At 38.6% G+C, this 20945-nt stretch carries 14 protein-coding genes; 11 read left to right on the forward strand and 3 right to left on the reverse strand.

From position 1 onward, the window contains the following. Positions 1-110 precede the first annotated feature (110 nt). Positions 111-2528 (reverse strand): outer membrane beta-barrel family protein, encoded by a 2418-nt coding sequence (locus ASE74_RS14445; protein WP_082458791.1) that lies wholly within the window; start codon positions 2526-2528, stop codon positions 111-113. Between the two features lie 206 nt (positions 2529-2734). Here ASE74_RS14445 and ASE74_RS14450 point away from each other — a divergent pair, with 206 nt between their 5' ends. From ASE74_RS14450 to ASE74_RS14495, 10 genes are all read left to right on the forward strand, one after another. Beyond that, the gene (locus ASE74_RS14450; protein WP_055910490.1) at positions 2735-3742 is read left to right on the forward strand and encodes a sensor histidine kinase; all 1008 of its coding nucleotides are present in this window, start codon (positions 2735-2737) and stop codon (positions 3740-3742) included. 63 nt (positions 3743-3805) lie between these two features. Further along, entirely contained in the window at positions 3806-4540 is a 735-nt protein-coding gene (locus ASE74_RS14455) for a LytTR family DNA-binding domain-containing protein (RefSeq protein WP_055910493.1), read from the forward strand. A 248-nt stretch (positions 4541-4788) separates the two neighbouring features. Next, complete coding sequence (locus ASE74_RS14460; RefSeq protein ID WP_055910496.1) at positions 4789-5256, forward strand: nucleoside triphosphate pyrophosphohydrolase family protein; 468 nt, start codon at positions 4789-4791, stop codon at positions 5254-5256. 18 nt (positions 5257-5274) lie between these two features. After that, a complete protein-coding gene (locus ASE74_RS14465; protein ID WP_055910499.1) occupies positions 5275-6126 on the forward strand; it encodes an alpha/beta fold hydrolase in 852 nt (283 codons plus the stop codon). Positions 6127-6563: 437 nt separating this feature from the next. Beyond that, positions 6564-7658, forward strand: a complete 1095-nt coding sequence (gene rhaT, locus ASE74_RS14470) for an L-rhamnose/proton symporter RhaT (protein WP_055910502.1) — start codon at positions 6564-6566, stop codon at positions 7656-7658. A 26-nt stretch (positions 7659-7684) separates the two neighbouring features. Further along, entirely contained in the window at positions 7685-9805 is a 2121-nt protein-coding gene (locus ASE74_RS14475; protein WP_055910505.1) for a bifunctional rhamnulose-1-phosphate aldolase/short-chain dehydrogenase, read from the forward strand. Between the two features lie 423 nt (positions 9806-10228). Then, complete coding sequence (locus ASE74_RS14480; protein WP_055910508.1) at positions 10229-11509, forward strand: TIM barrel protein; 1281 nt, start codon at positions 10229-10231, stop codon at positions 11507-11509. Between the two features lie 14 nt (positions 11510-11523). Then, positions 11524-12909 carry an FGGY-family carbohydrate kinase gene (locus ASE74_RS14485; protein WP_055910511.1) on the forward strand — a complete coding sequence of 462 codons (1386 nt, stop codon included), beginning with the start codon at positions 11524-11526 and terminating at the stop codon, positions 12907-12909. 41 nt (positions 12910-12950) lie between these two features. Next, positions 12951-13982, forward strand: a complete 1032-nt coding sequence (locus ASE74_RS14490; RefSeq protein ID WP_055910521.1) for a GntR family transcriptional regulator — start codon at positions 12951-12953, stop codon at positions 13980-13982. A 227-nt stretch (positions 13983-14209) separates the two neighbouring features. After that, positions 14210-17596: a DEAD/DEAH box helicase gene (locus tag ASE74_RS14495; protein WP_055910524.1), complete on the forward strand. Its 3387-nt coding sequence runs from the start codon at positions 14210-14212 to the stop codon at positions 17594-17596. A 30-nt stretch (positions 17597-17626) separates the two neighbouring features. Here the strand turns inward: ASE74_RS14495 and ASE74_RS14500 are convergent, their stop codons facing one another. Both ASE74_RS14500 and ASE74_RS14505 read right to left on the reverse strand, forming a co-directional pair. Next, a complete protein-coding gene (locus ASE74_RS14500) occupies positions 17627-18421 on the reverse strand; it encodes an SDR family oxidoreductase (protein WP_055910527.1) in 795 nt (264 codons plus the stop codon). 126 nt (positions 18422-18547) lie between these two features. Beyond that, positions 18548-19129 (reverse strand): thymidine kinase, encoded by a 582-nt coding sequence (locus ASE74_RS14505; protein ID WP_055910530.1) that lies wholly within the window; start codon positions 19127-19129, stop codon positions 18548-18550. A gap of 123 nt (positions 19130-19252) precedes the next feature. On the opposite strand from ASE74_RS14505, the gene ASE74_RS14510 reads away from it, so the two are divergent. Next, positions 19253-20443 (forward strand): hypothetical protein, encoded by a 1191-nt coding sequence (locus tag ASE74_RS14510; RefSeq protein ID WP_055910533.1) that lies wholly within the window; start codon positions 19253-19255, stop codon positions 20441-20443. Positions 20444-20945: the final 502 nt, after the last annotated feature.

Genomic DNA, 20945 nt, shown 5'->3' on the forward strand with positions numbered 1-20945 from the left:
GTGATTCATCATTTCCCAACCCGATAGCTATCGGGTTGGGAATTTTAAAGCATTTTGTATTAGTATTCGCGCCTTCGCGCGAATGGCGACAATACCAAACCTATCTGATTTTAATTCTTACCAACCCTGTTTTCTTCATCGGCTGTTCCGGTTCTTCTGTTGCGGGCAGTTTTTATTTTCATATTACCAAATTTATAGGTAAAACTTAGGCTTACCTTGCGGCTTTCCCATTCGTTTTGCCAAAAGGTATTGATATTGTTGTACGCCAGGTTTGCCCTGAACTTGCTCGTGTTAAAAACATCATTTACCTTAAATGAAACCGTTGCATTCTTTTTCCAAAAGGTTTTTTTAGCACCTAAATTAATCTGATAACTTTCTAAACTGTGGAACAATCCGGATACCGAAGGCGATTCGTAAAAACCAAAAACCGAAATACTATAGTTTTTGGGTAGGGTAATGGTGTTATCGGTACTAAAACCCCAGCTCCATGACGATGCATTGTATCCTGCTCCCTGTACCGGCGAAGAAGTACTGTTGTAAGCGGCAGAAACCTCTGTATTGTTGTTCCACCATTTTGTTATGTCAAATGGGCTGCCTGTAGCTACATAAAAACTTACCGTGCGGTTTAGGTTTTCCGGTCTGGAGATACTTTCTTTAGTGGTATTGTTCTGGTAAATCACCTCCGAAATGGATTCGCTGCCAACCGAATAACTTAATGTAAGTACCCTGAAGTTTTTTAACGAATAATTAAATTCAAGGCTGTTTGCATAAGAGGGTTGTAGCAGTGGGTTACCTTGTAATGCGGTATAAGGATCGGTATAAAAGGTAAAAGGATTTAAACTGCTGTACGAAGGGCGGTTAATGCTTTTGCGGTAGGCTCCGGTAACCAGGTTGTTCGAATCGATTTTGTATGAAACAAAAAGTGTTGGAAAAAGCTTCCAGTATTTCCGTTCTATTGTGGTATTGGTGCCTGATGAGCTGCCATCGCCCAAGGTTTGCTCAGCACGCAAGCCGGCTTTGATCTGTAAGTTTTTAAAACTCTGATCAAGCGAAAGGTAACCCGCATTTATGTTTTCATTATACAAAAACAAATTGGTACGGCGGGGATCGTTAATCCAGCCAGCGGTTTTTAACGAATCAAAACGCACATCGCTCTGCGATTTTACCCAGCTGCTTTTCCAACCCGTTTCCATTTTTAATGTTTTGTTAAAGTTTAAGCTGTAATCTGCCTTAACCGAATAGATGGATACCTTGCCCATGCCATTGTTGCGGAGATCGACCGGGTTGCCAATTAACTGATCATTGGCATTGAGGTAATTGTTGGTAAAGGTTTCGTTTTTACTGTTATCGTATTGAACATAATCGGCATCAAAACCCAGTTCTCCACCCAGTGTATCTGTTTTAAAACGGTAATTTAAATTAAATGCATGGTTTTTTTCGGTGTTGCTTTGCGGGTTGAACATTGATGTTCCGCCCATTTTTGCCCCGGCTGCATTATAATTTACCGAATTGCTGTTTACTTTGGTTTCTTCAGGCGCAGTGAAACCTTTTACCATAACGCCTAGCGTATGTTTTTCATTGATGAAATAATCGGCACCTGTAGAGTAATTTAAACTGTTTGTTACCGGGTGCCAGAAATTTACCTGGTTGTATTGCTCATCGCCGATGGTACGGTTTAGTGTTAACCTGTTAAATGAATTATAGTGGCCTGCATTTAAACGTACATAAGTGCTTACTTTGCCAATGTTATAATTAAGGTTGGTGCCTGCGTAAACTTTTTCGTAACGGCCATAACCGCCGCCTAAATTTGCGTTTCCGTTAAAGCCCTGCATTTTATTTCTTTTCAGTTTAATGTTGATAATACCTCCGGTTCCGGCAGCATCAAAAGAAGATGGAGGGTTAGAAATCAGCTCTATTTTGCTTAACACCGAACCTGGTAAAGATTTTAAGTAGGTGGTTAATTCCATGCCCGACATGTAGCTCAATTTGCCATCAATCATTACGTTAATACCCTTTTTCCCTTTAAGCACAATGTTATCATCCTTGTCCAGTTTAACACCCGGCGATCTGCTGATTACTTCCAAAGCATTATCGCCAGCAGTATTCATTTGCTCCACATTTACAATAACCCGATCCGCTTTTTGATCGATTACAGGCATTTTGGATCTAATATTTACCTCTTTCAAGTTTTCTGAACGATCTGTGAGTACAATTGAAGGCACTTTAACCGCCAAATCTTTTACTTCAAAAACAGCAGATACATTTTTACCGTAACCCATCATTAACGCTTTTATCAGGTACCGGCCACTTTTAACATGATTAAACTCGTACAAGCCCTGTTGGTTGGTTGCCTGCAAAGCAATTGAAACCGAATCTGGTAAATGAATGAGTGCTACAGAAGCATAATCGAGTGCTTTATTGCTTTTATCGGTAACCGTTCCGCTTACTTTGATGTTTTGAGCGAAGGTAGATTGCAGAGTGAAAATAAGGGACAGAAAAAGAGCAGTTTTAAATAAAATATTCATCATCGTGTTTGTTTTATAATTGACGTTTCAAAGATGAAGAGGTTGCATCAGCCCGAAAATTATATAATCCCAACCCCTTAAAATATTATCCCAATGCTTTTTTCACTGCTAAACGGTGTTGATCCTTAAAATGTAGAGGTTGGGATAATTATTTACAGGTTTGGAATAAGAAAATAGGCAGTTAAAAAAGCTTTGCATAGTTTTAGAACATGAAAACAATAAAAATCATATCTATCCATATTCTGTGCTGGGTACTTGTATTGGGTTATTTTTATGGAGGATACTTAATTGATGGCATTACTTTTAACAAATCGGCCTTTAGTATCTCTATGAATTTTATACAACTGATAGAGTTCTACATCTGCTACCTATGGGTATATCCAAGGTTTTTAAAGAAAAATAAGGTTCCCCAGTTAATCGGAGGCATTATACTTACCATCGGGGTTTTTATTGCTTTGAGGTACTTAATAGAAGAAGTGCTTTATTTAAAATGGTTTGGTTTTCATAATTACGACGACCGCACAACTGCCTGGGCCTACATTTCTGATAATATTTATTGGAGTTTAGGTTTCATTGTAACCCCCGCCGCCGCTTATGGAATTGAACAGAGTTTTAAATCAGAGCAGGTTAACCGAAAACTTAAAGAAGAAGTGGTTAAAGCAGAACTGTCGTTTCTTAAATCGCAGATCAACCCTCATTTTCTGTATAATACCTTAAATTATGTGTATTCACTGGCTATTCCCGTTTCGGATAAACTGGCCAATGCAGTATTGCGTTTGTCTGATTTGATGCGCTACACCCTGAACGATAGTCCGGATGGGAAGGTAAGTTTAGATAAGGAGGTTGAATATCTGGAAAGTTACGTGGCCCTTTTCAGAATGCGTTTCGAACCAAAATTTTATGTAGATTTTATTACCGAAGGCATTACCGATCAAAAAATTGCATCTCTGATATTAATTCCATTTGTAGAAAATGCCTTTAAGCATGGTGTGGTAAATGATGAAACCCAGCCTGTGCGCATTAAATTAAAGGTGCAAAACAAACGTTTAAGTTTTGAGGTAAGCAATAAGATCAGCCATGCACAAAAAGACCATTCAAGTGGGGTAGGGATGGTTAATATTCACCGGAGATTGGATCTGATTTATCCTGATAAACATGAGTTACTGATTTCTAACAATGGCAATACTTATAAAAGTACTTTGATTTTAAATCTGTAAATGATAATTTGTATCGTTATATAAGTTTAATTACTGCTAATCGCCAAACCATAACTCCCTAATATGATCCGTTGCCTTGCTGTTGATGATGAAGCTTACGCTTCAGATATTATTGCTGCTTTTATAAATAAAACACCATTTTTAGAATTGATGGGAACCACTACCAATGCTTTTGAAGCACTTAACCTGGTTCAGGAAGGAAAGGTAGATCTTGTTTTTTTAGATATCCAGATGCCTGAATTAACGGGGATTCAGTTCCTGAAAATCTGCGGAGGGAAGTGTAAGGTAATCTTAACCACAGCTTATCCCGAATATGCATTGGAAGGTTTTGATCTGGATGTGGTGGATTACCTGCTTAAACCAATCTCTTACGAACGTTTTTACAAGGCAGCCACCAAGGCGCAGCAGATTTTAGCACCTGTGGTACCTGTACAGCAGGAAACGATTGTTCAGCAAGTTGCACAAGGAAATGATTTTATTTTCATTAAAGGCGATACCAAGAATAAATTTATCAAGGTAAATTACGAAGACATCCTGTACATTGAAGGACTGAAAAACTATGTTTCAGTTTATACCGCCAGCCAAAGAATTATCACTTACCAGGCACTGCGCGAGCTCGAAACCGAACTGCCTCAGCCACCATTTTACCGCATTCATAAATCGTATATCATCTCTATTGAAAAAATCAAAATGATTGATGGTAATACCGTTTACATTAACGACCAGGCGATTCCGATTGGCGAAACCTATAAAGAAGAGTTTTTCAAAGTAGTAAGGGAAGGCAAGAAGAACGGCTAATTAATCGATTGGTTAATTGTTATGTTGTTGAATATGCGCGTTCTTAATCTTCTTAACTCCTTAATGGTAAAAAATTAATTCCGTGCAAGTCCGTGTTTCCGTGGCACACATCAGCACAAAAATCCTTAAATAAATCCGATAGCTATCGGATCAAAATACCCCACCCACCACCATTGTGCATAAATTCTCCCCATTATATCTCCCGTTTTTTTTAAGTTTGCTGCATAAAGATTAAATCAGTTATTACCATGCAAGAAACCAATTCGCTTAACCAGGTTGCAGAATTTCACACTACCTTTAAACATCCTATTTTAGAAAACCCGGTTATTCCTTCAAAGCAGCGGGCCAATCTCCGCATTTCACTCTTAGCTGAAGAGTTGAAAGAACTACAGGAAGCGGTAGAAAATAATGACTTGGTAGAGGTTGCTGACGCGCTTTGCGATTTGCAATATGTGCTTGCCGGTGCCATCCACGAATTTGGTTTAGGTGGAAAGTTTAAGACTTTGTTTGATGAAGTTCACCGCTCAAACATGAGCAAAGCCTGCAAAACGGTAGAAGAAGCAGAACAAACGATCCAGTTTTATTTAGATAAAGATCAAACAGAATCTTATTACAAAGAAATAGACGGACTGTTCCTCGTATTCAGGAAATCGGACGACAAAACCTTAAAATCGATCAACTATTCTCCTGCAGATTTAAAATCTCACTTGGTTTAACGATAAAATAAGTTCGAATTGAAAAGGCTGAAACAGATTGTAAACGAGCTTAAGTTAACACAGGCAGATCCTGATTTAGCTTTAATGCGTGAATTCATTTTTTACTCCCCTAAAATGCCTTTACGCTTGCATCAGGAACAGCTTATTGCCGAATCAAAACAGTTCAGTTTGAGTGTTTTTGATACTTATTTTACCAATGCCGAAGTAACCGTTAACTGTTTTAGCTGGGGTAGTGGCAAACGCAAAGTACTGCTTACCCATGGTTGGGCATCAAAAGCTTTAGATTTTTATGAATTGATTGTAGCACTTCAAAAGAATGAAGAGCTGGAGATTATTGCCTTTGATGCACCCGGAAATGGAAGTTCAGTTTCAGAATTTTCCAACCTGATGCTTTATGCCGATTCAGTAAAAGCAATTGCCTTAAATTATGTACAGCCCAATGTATTAATCGGGCATTCATTAGGCGGCATGGCCAATGTTATTGCTTTACAGGAGCTGGGTTTAACACCTGATTTGCTGATCAGCATTGCGCCATTAATCAGACTTAAAGAAAACTTCGAACAAAGTTTAGATACTGTAAGCATCGGAACTGCACATCAGGAAATATTTTTTAGCAATTTTGCCAAAGAGTTCCCGGTTAAAGCCAGCCATTTTAATCTTACCAACCTTTATCAGTTAAGCCCTGATTTAGATCATTTTTTAGCTTACGATCCTGCTGACCACATTTCGCCCTATACTTATCTTAAAGAATTCCTGGATAAATACCCTGCCATCAGCGCAAAATCATTTGAAGAGGTTGGACATTATAAAATCCTTAAATCTGTAGAGGTAATCGAAGATATTGTCTGCAAAGTAGAAGCCTTGAACTAATTAATCAATTTTTATATAATTTGCCGCTGCCCACGGCAGGAAGGTTTCAAAGTAACTTTGCTTTGTCGCTGCCTACGGCAGGAAGGTTTCAAAGTAACTATGATCTATCGCTGCCCACGGCAGGAAGGTTTCAAAGTAATTTTACGAAAAACCGTCATTTCGAAATGAAGGCTTAGGAATGTGCCAAGTGTGAAGCAATCTTTAAAGCCCCTAATAAGTTTCCAATCCAACCTTTTACAAATTCTGCGTAAATCTTCTTCAATCTGCGGGAAAACAATTCCCCGATAATACCAAAAGGCCGCTCATAATTTTACGCTTTTTCTTCCTACCTCCGTTTCCCGGCTCCAAACTTCAAATTACCTTTCATCCATAACAGTGCATAACAGTTAAAATTACTGTAAATTCTATTTTAGACCAACCAAATATATTAATCACGCATGCAAGCAATTCTAGGTGTAATTTTTCATTTCTTCGGTGGTTTCGCCTCTGGAAGTTTTTATATTCCATACAAAAAAGTTAAAGGCTGGGCCTGGGAAAGTTATTGGATTGTTGGAGGAATCTTCTCCTGGTTAATCGTTCCGCCATTAGCAGCTTATTTAACCGTTCCTAATTTTGGTGCAATTATCACTGCAACACATGGCAATATTTTATGGTTAACCTATTTCTTTGGTATTCTTTGGGGCATTGGCGGTTTAACCTATGGTTTAGGCGTTCGTTATCTGGGTGTATCATTAGGGAGCAGTATTATTTTAGGGCTCTGCATGGTGCTGGGTTCAATTCTGCCATCCATATATTTTGATTTTTTTCCTCAGGCCGGTAAAGATACATTTACCATGTTTCTGCATACCGATTGGGGCCGAATGGTATTGCTTGGCTTATTGGTTTGTGTTTTCGGTATTGTAATCTGCGGTAAGGCAGGTATGATGAAAGAAAAGGAAACAAAATCTGGTGTTACCGATCCGCACGGACTGGAGGTGAAAACAGAGTACAAGTTCGGTCTCGGTTTATTTGTAGGTATTGTTTCAGGTGTTTTAAGTGCTTGTTTCAATTTCGGTATCGAAGCTGGTAAGCCTATGGCCGATGCTGCAAACGCCATCTGGAAAGCTGCAAACCCTGCTGAAGCTGGCAACTTTCTATTCTCAAATAACGTAACCTACATCATTGTACTTTGGGGCGGTTTAACCACAAACTTTATCTGGTGTATGGTTTTAAATGCCCGCAACAAAACATTTGGCGATTATACCAATGCAAAAACACCACTGTTAAAAAACTATATTTTTTCTGCACTGGCCGGTACAACCTGGTTTTTACAGTTCTTTTTCTATGGCATGGGCGAAAGCAAAATGGGTAATGGTGCCAGTTCGTGGATTCTGCACATGGCTTTTATCATCTTAATTGCCAACATCTGGGGGCTAGTATTAAAAGAATGGAAAGGCGTTTCAAGAAAAACCCTGATGACCGTTTTAGCAGGAATTTTAACCATTATCATTTCAGTACTCATTGTAGGTTATGGTAATTCAATTAAAGGATAATAATAAAATTTAAATATAAAATTAGAATGTCAATCGATACGAAAAGTTATAAGCATGTAAGCTATCTGTGGGATGAAGAGGAAGCCGCAAAACTTGCGGGAGATGAAGTTGCCCTCTTAATTTATCGCTCTAATTTATTGGGAGCAGATTTACGCTTAACCAATTACGGAGGTGGCAATACCTCATGCAAATTATCGGAAAAAGATCCGCTTACAGGTTTGGAAACCGAAGTAATGTGGGTAAAAGGATCAGGTGGCGATTTGGGTACACTAAAGAAAAGTGGCCTTGCAGCATTATATGTTGACCGTTTACGTAGCCTTAAAAATATTTACCGTGGCGTAGCTTACGAAGATGAAATGGTTGAATTGTTTAACCACTGTATTTTCGATTTAAGCTCCAAAGCACCATCAATTGATACACCTTTGCATGGTTTCTTGCCATTTGCACATATTGATCACTTGCATCCGGATGCTGCCATTGCAATTGCGGCCGCTAAAGATGGTAAAAAGATTACCGAAGAACTGTTCGGAGGAACAATTGGTTGGGTAGAATGGAAAAAACCAGGTTTTGAACTGGGCTTGCAATTAAAACAATGTTTAGATGAAAATCCGGGCATCCGTGGCATCATGTTAGGTTCACATGGTTTGTTTACCTGGGGCGATACCGCTTACGAAAGTTACCTCAATACCTTAGAAGTAATCGAAATCTGTTCTGAATACCTTGAGCAGAATTATGGTAAAAAAGGTCCTGTTTTTGGCGGACAGAAAATTGAAAGTGCAGCTGCAGACCAACGTAAAAAACAAGCAGCAGCTTTAGCGCCTGTTTTACGTGGTTTGTGTTCATCTAAACAGCACATGATTGGTCATTTTACCGATGATAGCCGTGTTTTGGAGTTCATCAATTCCAATGATCTTGATCGTCTTGCACCGATGGGTACCAGCTGTCCCGATCACTTTTTAAGAACCAAAATCAGTCCGCTGGTTTTAACATTGGAAAGTAATGCCGATTTATCAGATGTTAAAGCGTTAAAAGAAACACTAACACCTGCTTTCGAAGCATATAGAGCAATGTATACTGCTTATTACGAAGCCTGTAAACATCCAAACAGCCCTGCTATCCGTGATACCAATCCAGTAGTAATTTTATATCCCGGTATCGGAATGTTTACTTTTTCTAAAGATAAACAAACGGCTAGAGTGGCTGCAGAATTTTATATCAATGCCATTAACGTAATGAAAGGTGCTGAGGCCGTTTCTCAATATACTTCATTACCACACCAGGAAGCATTTAATATTGAATATTGGTTGTTGGAAGAAGCAAAATTACAACGCATGCCTAAGCCAAAACCTTTAACAGGAAAAATTGCCCTGATTACCGGCAGTGCAGGCGGCATAGGCAAAGCAATTGCCAAGAAGTTTGTGGCTGAAGGTGGAGTGGTGATTTTGAATGATATGAACGCTGAGCGTTTAGAAGAAGCAGGTAATGAATTTGCAAGCCTTTATGGTAAGGATTCTTACAGCACAGCCGTTTTAAATGTAACCAGCGAAACTGATATTAAAGCTGCTTTTGATTCTGCCGCTCTCGCTTTTGGCGGGGTAGATATTATTGTAAACAATGCAGGATTATCGATTTCTAAAACCATTGCCGATCATACAGAGAAAGATTGGGATTTGTTATATGATGTTTTGGTAAAAGGCCAGTTTTTTATTACCCAAGCTGCAACAAATACGATGCAAAAGCAAAATATTGGTGGCGATATCATTAATATTGTAAGCAAGAATGCCTTGGTAAGCGGACCAAACAATGCCGGTTATGGAAGTGCAAAAGCAGCACAATTGCACTTAAGCAGATTAAATGCTGCCGAACTCGGAGCCGATAATATCCGCGTAAATGTGGTTAACCCTGATGCAGTAATCAGCGATAGCAATATCTGGGCAGGGGGCTGGGCAGAAGGCCGTGCGAAAGCTTACGGAATTACCATAGCAGAGTTACCGGCTTATTATGCAAAACGTACATTGTTAAATCAGATTATCTTACCAGATGATATTGCTAATGCTTGCTTCGCTTTTGTAGGTGGCTTGCTGCATAAATCAACCGGAAATGTTCTAAATGTTGATGGCGGGGTAGCTATGGCATTTGTGAGGTAATGGTGGTTAAAAAGAAATAAGGAAATGGTCTGTGGGGACACAGACCATGGATAACAGACCATGGATAATAATAATGAAATAAAATCCTCGGTCTGTGTCCTCACATACTGAAAAAGAAGTAAGGAAATGGTCTGTGAGGACACAGACCATGGATAACAGACCATGGATAATTAGAATGAAATAAAATCCTCGGTCTTTATCCTCACAGACCGAAAAACAAAATAAAATAGTGGTCTAAAAAGACATAGCCCACAATGTAATAGTTTTAAAATCAGTTTTAGTAAGTTGTTTAACCGGTCTGTGTTCAATCACAGACCGAAAATGACTTTAAATTTTTATAATCGTCCTCGTTTATAACGAGGATGAATGAGAAAGGCGATTGTATCGCCACAATAATTAACCTAATAAAAACCAAATATTCTTATGAATATCGAGCAGAACCAAATAGAAAAACATAACGACTCCCTTTTAACCCCTCATCAGCGTAAGCTTTCTTTTTTGAAAGAAGATTGGGCACATGTTGATGTCGAAAGCGTAATCCAGAAACTGGTCGATTTTCAGATTGCAATTCCAAGCTGGGCATTAGGCACAGGCGGAACACGTTTTGGCCGTTTTGCCATTACCGGTGGAGAACCGCGTACAATTGAAGAAAAAATTGAAGATGTTGGTTTGTTGCACGCACTGAACGGTGCCAGTGGAGCAATTTCGCTTCACATTCCATGGGATATCCCTCAAAATGCTGAAGCTTTAAAAACTTTGGCTGCTGGCTACGGTTTAAAATTCGATGCCATGAACTCCAACACTTTTCAGGATCAGAAAGGTGCTGCACACAGCTATAAATTTGGTTCATTGCAAAATGTTAATAAAGATATCCGCAAGCAAGCAATTGAGCACAACATAGAAGTAATTAAACATGGTATTGCACTGGGATCTGATGCTTTAACCGTTTGGCTTGCCGATGGTTCTTGTTTCCCCGGACAACTAAATTTCCGTAAGGCTTTCGAAAATACTTTAGAGAGTTTACACGAAATCTATTCAGCCCTGCCAGAAGATTGGAAGATATTTGTGGAGTATAAAGCTTTCGAACCTAACTTTTATTCTACTACGGTTGGAGATTGGGGACAGTCTTTACTGTATGCGAGTAAATTGGGTAAAAAAGCCTATACATTGGTAGATTTAGGTCACCATTTGCCTAATGCAAACATCGAGCAGATTGTTGCATTGCTTTTAATGGAAGGAAAACTGGGTGGTTTCCACTTTAACGATTCCAAGTATGGCGATGATGATTTAACCGCAGGAAGCATTAAGCCTTACCAGTTATTTTTGATATTTAATGAACTGGTAGAAGGTATGGATGCTAAAGGAATGAACCATGCAAAAGATCTGGGTTGGATGATCGATGCTTCGCACAATGTAAAAGATCCTTTAGAAGATTTATTGCAATCGGTAGAGGCCATTATGATTGCCTATGCACAAGCTTTACTGGTAGATAGAAAAGCATTAAACGAAGCGCAGAACAACAATGATGTAGCCAAAGCCCAAGAAATTTTACAACATACTTTCCGTAGCGATTTAAGGGCTTTAGTAGCCGAAGCCAGGTTGAGGGCAGGAGCAGCATTATCACCAATTGCATTATACCGCGATTTAGGTGTTAGAAATCAATTAGTTAATCACCGCGGAAATACCGTTGCCACAGGTTTATAATTAGAGAAATAGAAATGCCTAAACCTGTTGTTGCCATATTTGATGTAGGAAAAACGAATAAAAAACTGTTTCTGATCGACGAAAATTACAGCATCGTTTACGAGCGGTCTGCACGTTTTGTAGAAACTGTTGATGAAGATGGAGAGCCGTGCGAAAATCTCGAAAGCCTGCGTTCTTCCGTTTACGATTCCCTGCATCAGGTTTTGCAGTTAAAGGAGTTCGATGTAAAGGCCATAAATTTTTCTACTTATGGTGCCAGTTTTGTTTATTTGGATGAAAATGGAGAACCTTTAACACCACTTTATAATTATTTAAAAGAATACCCCGAAGCACTTAAAAAAGCTTTTTACAATAAGTATGGTGGTGAGGAGAAGATTTCATTGGAAACAGCCTCGCCAATTTTGGGCAGCTTAAACTCAGGCATGCAATTGTACCGCCTGAAGCACGAAAAACCCGAAATATTTAAAAAGGTGAAGTGGGCTTTACACCTGCCGCAATATTTAAGTTATTTAATTACAGGTAAGGCCGTGGCCGATATTACCAGTATCGGTTGCCATACGCAGCTTTGGGATTTCAATAAAAGTGAGTACCACAATTGGGTTACCACTGAGCAAATTGAGGGTAAGTTTGGTGCTTTTACCCCCGCAGATTCGAGTCTTACAACTAATTTCGAAGGCAACAGTGTAAAGGTTGGTGTTGGTTTGCACGATAGTTCAGCCGCATTAATCCCTTATCTTGCTAATTTTAATACACCATTTGTACTCATATCAACCGGTACCTGGTGCATCAGTTTAAACCCTTTTAATCAAGAGCCGTTAACAGCCGATGAACTTAAGCAAGATTGCCTTTGTTACATGCATTTCAAAGGTAAAGCCGTTAAAGCTTCGCGTATTTTTGCGGGTTACGAACACGAGGTACAGCTTAAACGGATTGCCGAACATTTCGATCGTGCTGCCTATCTGTTTAAACATTTGAAGTTTAACCCTTCAATGATTTTGAAGCTGGCCAATAAAATACCCGAAAACCAACAGGAACAGCGAGGTTTTTCGGCAAATTCTGCCTTTCCTGAACGAGATTTGAATCTCTTTCAAACCGCAGAAGAAGCCTATCACCAATTGATTTTCGATCTGATCAAACAGCAGATTTATTCATTAAAGCTGATTTTAAATTCAGGTGTGAAAAGAATTTTTGTAGATGGTGGTTTTGGTAAAAATGCGATTTATATGCATTTGCTCGCAACTTCTATTCCTGATATTGAGGTTTATGCCTCTTCAGTATCGCAGGCAACCGCAATAGGCACCGCTTTAGCAATAAATGATGCCTGGAATGAAAACCCTGCGCCAACGGATATGATTCAGTTAAAATACTATTCAGCCATACAACGTACGTTAGATTTTTAGGAATTTCCTTATATTCGAAATCCCTAGACTATACAACCATTTTGAAACCAGAAGATTTAATTCCCTATCTTAATGTTGATGAGTATTCATCGACGCCAAAATACAAGCAATTAACCAATGCCATTTTGGCCGCTATTGAAAGTGGTAAACTTCTCAAAAATAGTTTATTGCCATCTATTAACGAACTGAGTTTCAGTTTGGAAATGTCCAGAGATACCGCCGAAAAAGGTTACCGTAACCTGCGGAAGCTTGGAGTAGTAGATTCGGTACCGGGTAAGGGTTATTTTATTATCAACACCGATTTTTCGCGCAAGTTAAAGGTTTGTTTACTGTTTAATAAGCTCAGTACACACAAAAAAATCATATACGATTCGTTTACCAAAACCTTGGGAGAGCGTGCAGCAATCGATTTTTATATTTACAACAACGATTATGCATTGTTTAAGAAAATGATCGTGGCCAAACGGGATGATTATTCGCACTTTGTGATTGTACCACATTTTTTAGAAGGGGGAGAAAATGCACACGAAATCATCAACACCATCCCAAAAGAAAAGCTGGTTATTCTTGATAAATTATTACCGGGAGTAACAGGCGATTATGCTGCGGCTTACGAAAACTTTGCTCAGGATATTTATGCTGCTTTGGAACAGGCATTGGATCGGCTTTCCAGTTATCGAACCCTAAAAATTATCTTTCCAAAAAACAGTTATTTCCCGCACGAGATATTAACAGGCTTTTACCGTTTTTGCCAGCAATATGCTTTTGATCACAAAGTGATCCACAACATCAAAGATGAAGAAATTAATCCTGGCGAGGTCTATATTAACCTGATGGAAGATGACCTGGTGATGCTTATCGAACGTTTAATTGCCCAAAAGCTTAAAATCGGGAAAGATGTTGGCGTAATTTCTTATAACGAAACACCATTAAAAAGAATCATTTTAGATGGGATTACTACAATATCCACTGATTTTAATCAACTTGGAGTACAAGCTGCCGAATTTATATTAAACGGAAAAACAGAAAAAGTGGAGGTTCCTTTTTATTTGAACTTGCGGAAGTCGTTATAGTAAGTAAAATTTTATAGTAAATCGTCATGCTGAATTTATTTCAGCGTCTTTTAAGCCAGAAAGACCCTGGATAAATTCAGGCTGACGGATCGTATTTATATAATTTTATGAGCTACTTTCTGGATTTTTTCTGAGAATAAATTATCCATTGTGCATAAAAACCTACCAAGTCATTTTAGCGAAAACTTATTAATCATTACTTTTATCACTCAGTTATTTTAGTTTAAATGAGTGAACAGGTAAGCACGCAACCGGTATCAGAACAAAATCCATATGATTATATCTTAAAAGATTTTAACCTGAAAAATCTGAGTCAAATCGTGATCCTTAAACATTTGAGCGCACATGTTCACACTGATGTTAAAGGGTTTTTTCAGCTTTACCCTGAGCAGATTGAAATCGATTTTGCAGCCTTTAGCGATGAAGCATCTGGATTGCAATTTCCCATTGTTCAGATACAACAGCATGAACATTCGGTAAAACTCTCTTGTCGTTGCGCCACACCCAAAAATAAATTATGTGAGCACCAGGCAAGGGTTTTGTACAACATTCTACAGCGGCAGGATTTACTGATTTTCTTTGATGCAAACCTGCGGAAACAAAAGCTTTTAAAAATAGCGGTTGATTATGGATTGGAAAAAGAAGAAAACCTTGATCTGCTCTTTAACCTCCGTTATGAAAATGGTCAGGTAGTTATCCGTCCAAAAATGGACGCTCTACAGCCATTTAATAAAGAAAATCAGCAAAATTTAGAAGAAATCTTATTACCAGTTCCTCCATCCAAATCAAAAATTAAAATCAAGAATGATCAGGGTAAAATGATCCTGGTTTTTGGTCAGCATCGTTATTACAATAATTTAACCGTATCATTATTCGAAGCCGAAACTACCAAAAGCGGCAAGGTTAAAAACCCGATAAAAGCAATTAATCCAGCTGATTTACTCTTTGAAACTGATGATAACGATTTGGTTAAATTTTTTAGTGGCATTAATACTTTCCAGCAAAATTATAATAACGATCAAAGCGAAGCAGAGATAGAAGCCCTAAAAGCAATCGTAAAAAATCCGCAGCAGCTTCCATTTTTCCTGCAGGATAGTAAGCAATCTGCTGCCATTCAGGCTTCGGGCATTACAGCTGTTCAGGTTCATTTATTAGCAGTAGATCTCCGTCTTTCTGTAAATCAGCGCGATGATTATTTCGAAATTACAGGTAGGCTGATCATCGAAGGAAAATCTTATGAACTGGATAATCTTTTTTTGGTACACCAGTATTTCATTAAACTAAAAGATCAGCTTTATTTAATTGGCAGATTGGATTTTTTACGCGTAATCGGTTTTTTTATAAAACAAAGCAATAGATTAATCCTTCATAAAACAAAGTATCCGGCATTTCAAAAAGCCATTCTGGTTCCTTTAGAGGGCAGTATTCACGTAGATTATTCTTATTTAAAACCCGCTACCAAAAATCAGATAGAAGAAAAAGGGTTTGATCTCGAAAACGAACAGTTGATCTATCTGTCAGAATCTGAAGATTATATTCTCCTAACGCCCGTAATGCGCTATGGCAACATAGAAATTCCTGTCCTATCTAAAAAGCAGATTCAGGCACAGGATAAACTGGGCAACCTTTTTACTTTACACCGCGATGAAAATGCCGAACTGCAGTTTATCGGAAACGTATTAAAACAGCATCCTTATTTTTATGATCAGGAAACCAATGATTCTTTTTACCTCCACCGTAAACGGTTTCTGGAAGAAGCCTGGTTCCTCGAAGCCTTTGAAGTATGGCGCAACAAAGGCATTCATATTTTAGGTTTCAACCAGCTTAAAAACAATAAACTGAGCGAATTTCAAGCTAAAATTAATATTGAGGTTTTGAGTGGCACCGATTGGTTCGAAACCAAAGTTAAAGTGAAATTTGGCAGGCAACAGGTTGCATTAAAGCATCTTCATAAATCCATCAGGAATAAAAGCAAGTTTGTAACGCTCGATGATGGCACTCAGGGCATATTGCCACATGAGTGGATCGAAAAATTTGCTGCCTATTTTAATGCAGGAGAAATAACGGAAGATGCCATCCTTACACCAAAAATTAAGTTTGCATCATTAAATGAACTTTACGAAGATGCTTTACTGGATGGAGAGGTAAAGAATGAGCTTGAACTTTACAAACAAAAGTTTGAAGGCACTGATGCAATTCAGGAGGTTGAAGTGCCTAAAGGTTTAACTGCAACGTTGCGCCATTATCAGCAAGATGGTTTAAACTGGCTTAATTTCTTAGATGATTTTAATTTCGGAGCTTGCTTGGCAGATGATATGGGACTGGGCAAAACCATACAAGTTTTGGCCTTCATATTATCTCAACGCGAAAAAGTAGCCCACAATACAAATTTAGTAGTCGTTCCGGCCTCATTAATTTTTAACTGGAAAACAGAAGTAGAAAAATTTGCGCCTTCTATAAAAGTGAAAACCATTTATGCAGGCCAAAGAACCAAAACAACTGATACTTTTGATGATTACGAAATTATTTTAACCTCTTACGGAACACTGCTTTCTGATATCCGTTTCTTAAAAGATTACCGCTTTAATTACATCTTTTTAGATGAATCACAGCTGATTAAAAATCCTGATTCGCAGCGTTATAAGGCCGTAAGGATGTTGCAATCTCGAAATAAGGTCGTTATGACAGGTACACCGATAGAGAATAATACCTTTGATTTGTACGGACAGCTTTCTTTTGCCTGTCCGGGTTTATTTGGCAGTAAGCAGCAGTTTGCCGATTTATACTCTACCCCGATTGATCAGTTTAAAGATAGTAAGAGGGCAGAGGAACTTCAGAAAAAAATCAGACCGTTTATTCTGCGCAGAACAAAAGAACAGGTGGCTAAAGAACTTCCCGATAAAACAGAAATTGTATTGTATTGCGAAATGGGCGAAGAACAGCGCGAAGTATACGAAGCAAACAAAAAGGAAATTCAGGATTTTATTTTAGGTAAGCAGGAAGATGAATTGCCGAAAAGTTCAATGCATGTGTTGAAAAGCATTACCACCTTAAGGCAGATCTGTAATTCGGCTGCACTATTGGCCGATGGAAAATCTTATTTACAGGCTTCTTCAAAAATTGATGTTTTGATGGAACAGATAGAAAGTAAGGCAGGAAAACACAAAATCCTTGTTTTTTCTCAATTTGTAACCATGCTTGATCTCATAAAAAAGCAATTGGAAAACCGGAGAATTAAATACGCATACTTAACCGGGCAAACCCGTAAAAGGGAAGAAGCCGTCAATTCTTTTCAGCAGAATGCCGATATTCCGGTTTTCCTGATCAGCCTGAAGGCCGGCGGAACCGGGCTGAATTTAACCGAGGCCGATTATGTTTACCTCGTCGATCCATGGTGGAACCCTGCTGTAGAAAACCAGGCCATAGATCGGGCTTATCGGATTGGCCAGCATAAAAATGTAATGGCCGTGCGTTTAATCTGTCCAGATACCATTGAAGAAAAAATTATGAAACTTCAGGCCACTAAAAAAGATCTGGTAAAAGATTTGATCCAGACGGATGGAAGTTTATTTAAGCATTTAACTAAGAAGGAGTTACTGGGCTTGCTGAGTTAGCTTCGGTAAAAATGACGTAAGAAAGTATAGCTAAATACCAACTTCAAACGTATAATCCAAAAACTCTGGTACATTAACACTCTCTACAATTTTCCAATCCTTTTTTTCTGCAATAAAACTGGGCACTGCAAGTCCTGTGGTTGTTGCTGCATTGATATAAAAATCCATTTTTGCAGGATGGTTTGGCGAGCAGGCATTGTAGATTCTGCCGAAGGCGTTTTTTTCTAATATTTTAAGCGAAATGCCTACCGCATCTGCCTGGTGGATCAAATTTACCGGAGCCAGGCCATTTGGGACGTTGCTTTTTCCGGCAAAGAATCTTCCCGGGTTACGATCAGGGCCAATTAATCCTGCAAACCGAACGATGGTAAAAGTTTCCGGATTAAGTTCTTTAAACAGTATTTCAGCAGCTAAAACCACCTTTCCCGAATCAGTATCCGGATTTGTCTCACTGGTTTCGTTTACTATTTTGTTCTCATCAGCATAAACACTCGTAGAACTGATCAAAATTATATTTTTCGATTTATCTTTTGCCGCTGTTAAAATTGAATTGATTTTTTGCGGATAATCAAGCAGTTCAGTCGAATTCCGCTTTGGTGGAATACAGATAAACAGCACATCTGCTTCGAAAAATGCATCATCAGCTACTATTTCATCAGCAGTAAAATTGACCAGATAAGGCTGTATATTTGCTGCTTCTAACAAAGCTAATTTCTCCCGACTGGTTGTAGAGCCTTTAACAGCATAATTTAAACTGATCAGTTTTTTTGCCAATGCCAACCCAAACCAACCACAGCCTAATATTGATATCTTATTTTTTTTCATGATATGTGTTTAGCGCAAGGCGATGATGTTGGGAAACCATTATCAGTTTGTAGATTGCAATTTTCAGTTAAAGGTGATTAATTTCATTTTGACACTGGAGCCATTTAATTAACCCATTAAACCGCTTTATCCTTTTCCTAAATTATAGCAAGCCCTGCAACGGGGCTCATAACTTTCTTTTTCGCCCAATAAAACAGTTGCTTCATCTGCCGCAGTGCGGAAGCTATATAACGCCGGATTGCCACAGCAAACACAAACTGCATTTACTTTGGTAACATGCTCGGCAATGGCCATTAGGGCCGGCATTGGGCCAAAAGGCTTACCTGTAAAATCCATATCCAAACCGGCTACAATTACACGTATGCCTTTAAGCGCAAGCTTATTACAAACCTCTGGCAGTTCATTATCGAAAAACTGCGCCTCATCAATACCAACAACCTGGGTGTTGGTACCTAACAATAAAATGGCCGATGCACTATCAACAGGGGTAGAATTGATGGAGTTTAAATCGTGCGATACCACAGCGGTTTCATGGTAGCGTGTATCTGTACGGGGCTTAAAAATTTCGACATTTAATTTAGCAATCTGCGCTCTTTTTAATCTTCTGATGAGCTCCTCGGTTTTTCCCGAAAACATAGAACCGCATACCACCTCTATACTTCCCGAAAATTCGCCTCTTCTTCTAAAATTTTGTTCGCTAAATAACATGCCCGATTTTTTATGCCCCTATGTCCGTTCTATAATTTTTAAACCGAACAAATATGAGAATTATGTGTTATTTTTGAACACATAGTTACCAACATAAATCGACTAAAAATTCGTTTTAATTTTATGATGAACCAACAGGATATTTTCAAAAAGATCGGCAATATTTTAACAGAATTAAATGAGCAATATCAGTTTTTAGCTCAAAATCCTCAACAATTAAACGATCTCGAGCTGGAGCTTTTCCTGGCAAATGCCCATTTCCTATCTGATCATGTCAATATCGTTAAAAAATTAAATACCATTGTAGAAGATAAATCTCCTGAAGCTGGCAATCATGCTTTATTAGCCGAACAAAATACCATTATCCTCCCTGAAATTGAAAAAAGTTATGTAGAGGATGATGATTGTTTTGATCCACAAGAACTGGAAGAAGTTGCTACAGCTCAGGAGGAGGAGGAGCGTGTGGATGTACAACCGGAACAAGAAATTTTAGATGATGAAACCATTGAGTTCGAAAAGGCTGAATCAATTTTAAATAAGGATTTTTTTAAACCAGATCAAGACGATCATACTTTCGAGTTTGTATTGGGCACACATGATGAAAGCGATCAGTTTGATTACGAGGCAAAATCTGTAGAAGAAATTTTCGACCGTCCTTTGAGTAAAGAAGAAGCAGAAATTTTAGCGCAGAAAAAGAAAATAGATGAGAAAGAAGAGGCTTTAGCTGTTCAGCCAGAAGTTATACCTGCTGAAGAAGATGAAATTGGCCCTGAACCTTTCTTAATTCCTAAAGAAGAAGAGTACGAACCATCGGTAATTGCAGAAGAAAAAGAAGAAGAAGTTAAATTTAATGAAGCACCAGTTGCTGCGCCAAGCGAACCGATTGAAGCCCTAAGGGATGTAAAATTTGATGATCCTGTAATTTCACCACCGGTTGAGCAGGAACGTCCTTTATTTACCCCCGAAGCAGTTCCGGTAAAACCATTTCCAGAACCAGTAGCTTCAAAACCAGCCCCTAGTTTGAATGATCTGCTGGCCAGAACCAATGGTAAAGCAGAAGAGCCTGTTAAAGCACCAATTGCCGATTTAAAACAGGCGATCAGTTTGAATGAAAAATTGCTTTTTATTAAAGATCTTTTTAATGGCTATAACCTGGCGTATTCGGAAGCGCTTGATATCATCAATAAAATGAACAGTTTCGAAGCTGCCGATAGCTTCCTTCAGAATAATTATGCCGCAAAAAATAACTGGGCCAATAAACAGGCTACTGTAGATCAGTTTTATGAGTTGCTGAACAGAAGATTTAGTAAGTAGGAGCAGGATGTGTAAGGCGTTTAGCGTAAAGCGTTAGTTAATCCATAATACGTCGTACTAAATGCCTCAGCCCATGCGTCCTGCTGAATTTATTTCAGCATCTATTCTTATAAAAATAACTTAAGTAAAAGATCCTGAAACAAGTTCAGGAAGACGTAATTCTTGAGGAAGACGACTACCTCAACCCCGTGCGTCCTGCTGAATTTATTTCAGCATCTATTGTTATAAAAGTAAATAAGTAAAAGATCCTGAAACAAGTTCAGGAAGACGCAATTCTGAAGGAAGACGATTACCTCAACCTCATGCGTCCTGCTGTAATTCTTGAGGAAGACGATAATCTCAACCCCATGCGTCCTGCTGAATTTATTTCAGCATCTATTCTTATAAAAATAACTAAAGTAAAAGATCCTGAAACAAGTTCAGGAAGACGTAATTCTGGAGGAAGACGATTACCTCAACCCCATGCGTCCTGCTGAATTTATTTCAGCACGCCCAGTCCAAA

It is taken from the genome of Pedobacter sp. Leaf216, assembly GCF_001421515.1.
GTDB lineage: Bacteria > Bacteroidota > Bacteroidia > Sphingobacteriales > Sphingobacteriaceae > Pedobacter.

Excerpts from the sequence above, each read along its gene's own strand:
- ASE74_RS14500 (WP_055910527.1), bottom strand. The coding sequence starts at position 18,421 with ATGAAAAAAAATAAGATATCAATATTAGGCTGTGGTTGGTTTGGGTTG.
- ASE74_RS14455 (WP_055910493.1), top strand. The coding sequence starts at position 3,806 with ATGATCCGTTGCCTTGCTGTTGATGATGAAGCTTACGCTTCAGATATT.
- ASE74_RS14450 (WP_055910490.1), top strand. The coding sequence starts at position 2,735 with ATGAAAACAATAAAAATCATATCTATCCATATTCTGTGCTGGGTACTT.
- ASE74_RS14495 (WP_055910524.1), top strand. The coding sequence starts at position 14,210 with ATGAGTGAACAGGTAAGCACGCAACCGGTATCAGAACAAAATCCATAT.
- ASE74_RS14445 (WP_082458791.1), bottom strand. The coding sequence starts at position 2,528 with ATGATGAATATTTTATTTAAAACTGCTCTTTTTCTGTCCCTTATTTTC.
- ASE74_RS14480 (WP_055910508.1), top strand. The coding sequence starts at position 10,229 with ATGAATATCGAGCAGAACCAAATAGAAAAACATAACGACTCCCTTTTA.
- ASE74_RS14475 (WP_055910505.1), top strand. The coding sequence starts at position 7,685 with ATGTCAATCGATACGAAAAGTTATAAGCATGTAAGCTATCTGTGGGAT.
- ASE74_RS14485 (WP_055910511.1), top strand. The coding sequence starts at position 11,524 with ATGCCTAAACCTGTTGTTGCCATATTTGATGTAGGAAAAACGAATAAA.
- rhaT (WP_055910502.1), top strand. The coding sequence starts at position 6,564 with ATGCAAGCAATTCTAGGTGTAATTTTTCATTTCTTCGGTGGTTTCGCC.
- ASE74_RS14460 (WP_055910496.1), top strand. The coding sequence starts at position 4,789 with ATGCAAGAAACCAATTCGCTTAACCAGGTTGCAGAATTTCACACTACC.
- ASE74_RS14510 (WP_055910533.1), top strand. The coding sequence starts at position 19,253 with ATGATGAACCAACAGGATATTTTCAAAAAGATCGGCAATATTTTAACA.
- ASE74_RS14505 (WP_055910530.1), bottom strand. The coding sequence starts at position 19,129 with ATGTTATTTAGCGAACAAAATTTTAGAAGAAGAGGCGAATTTTCGGGA.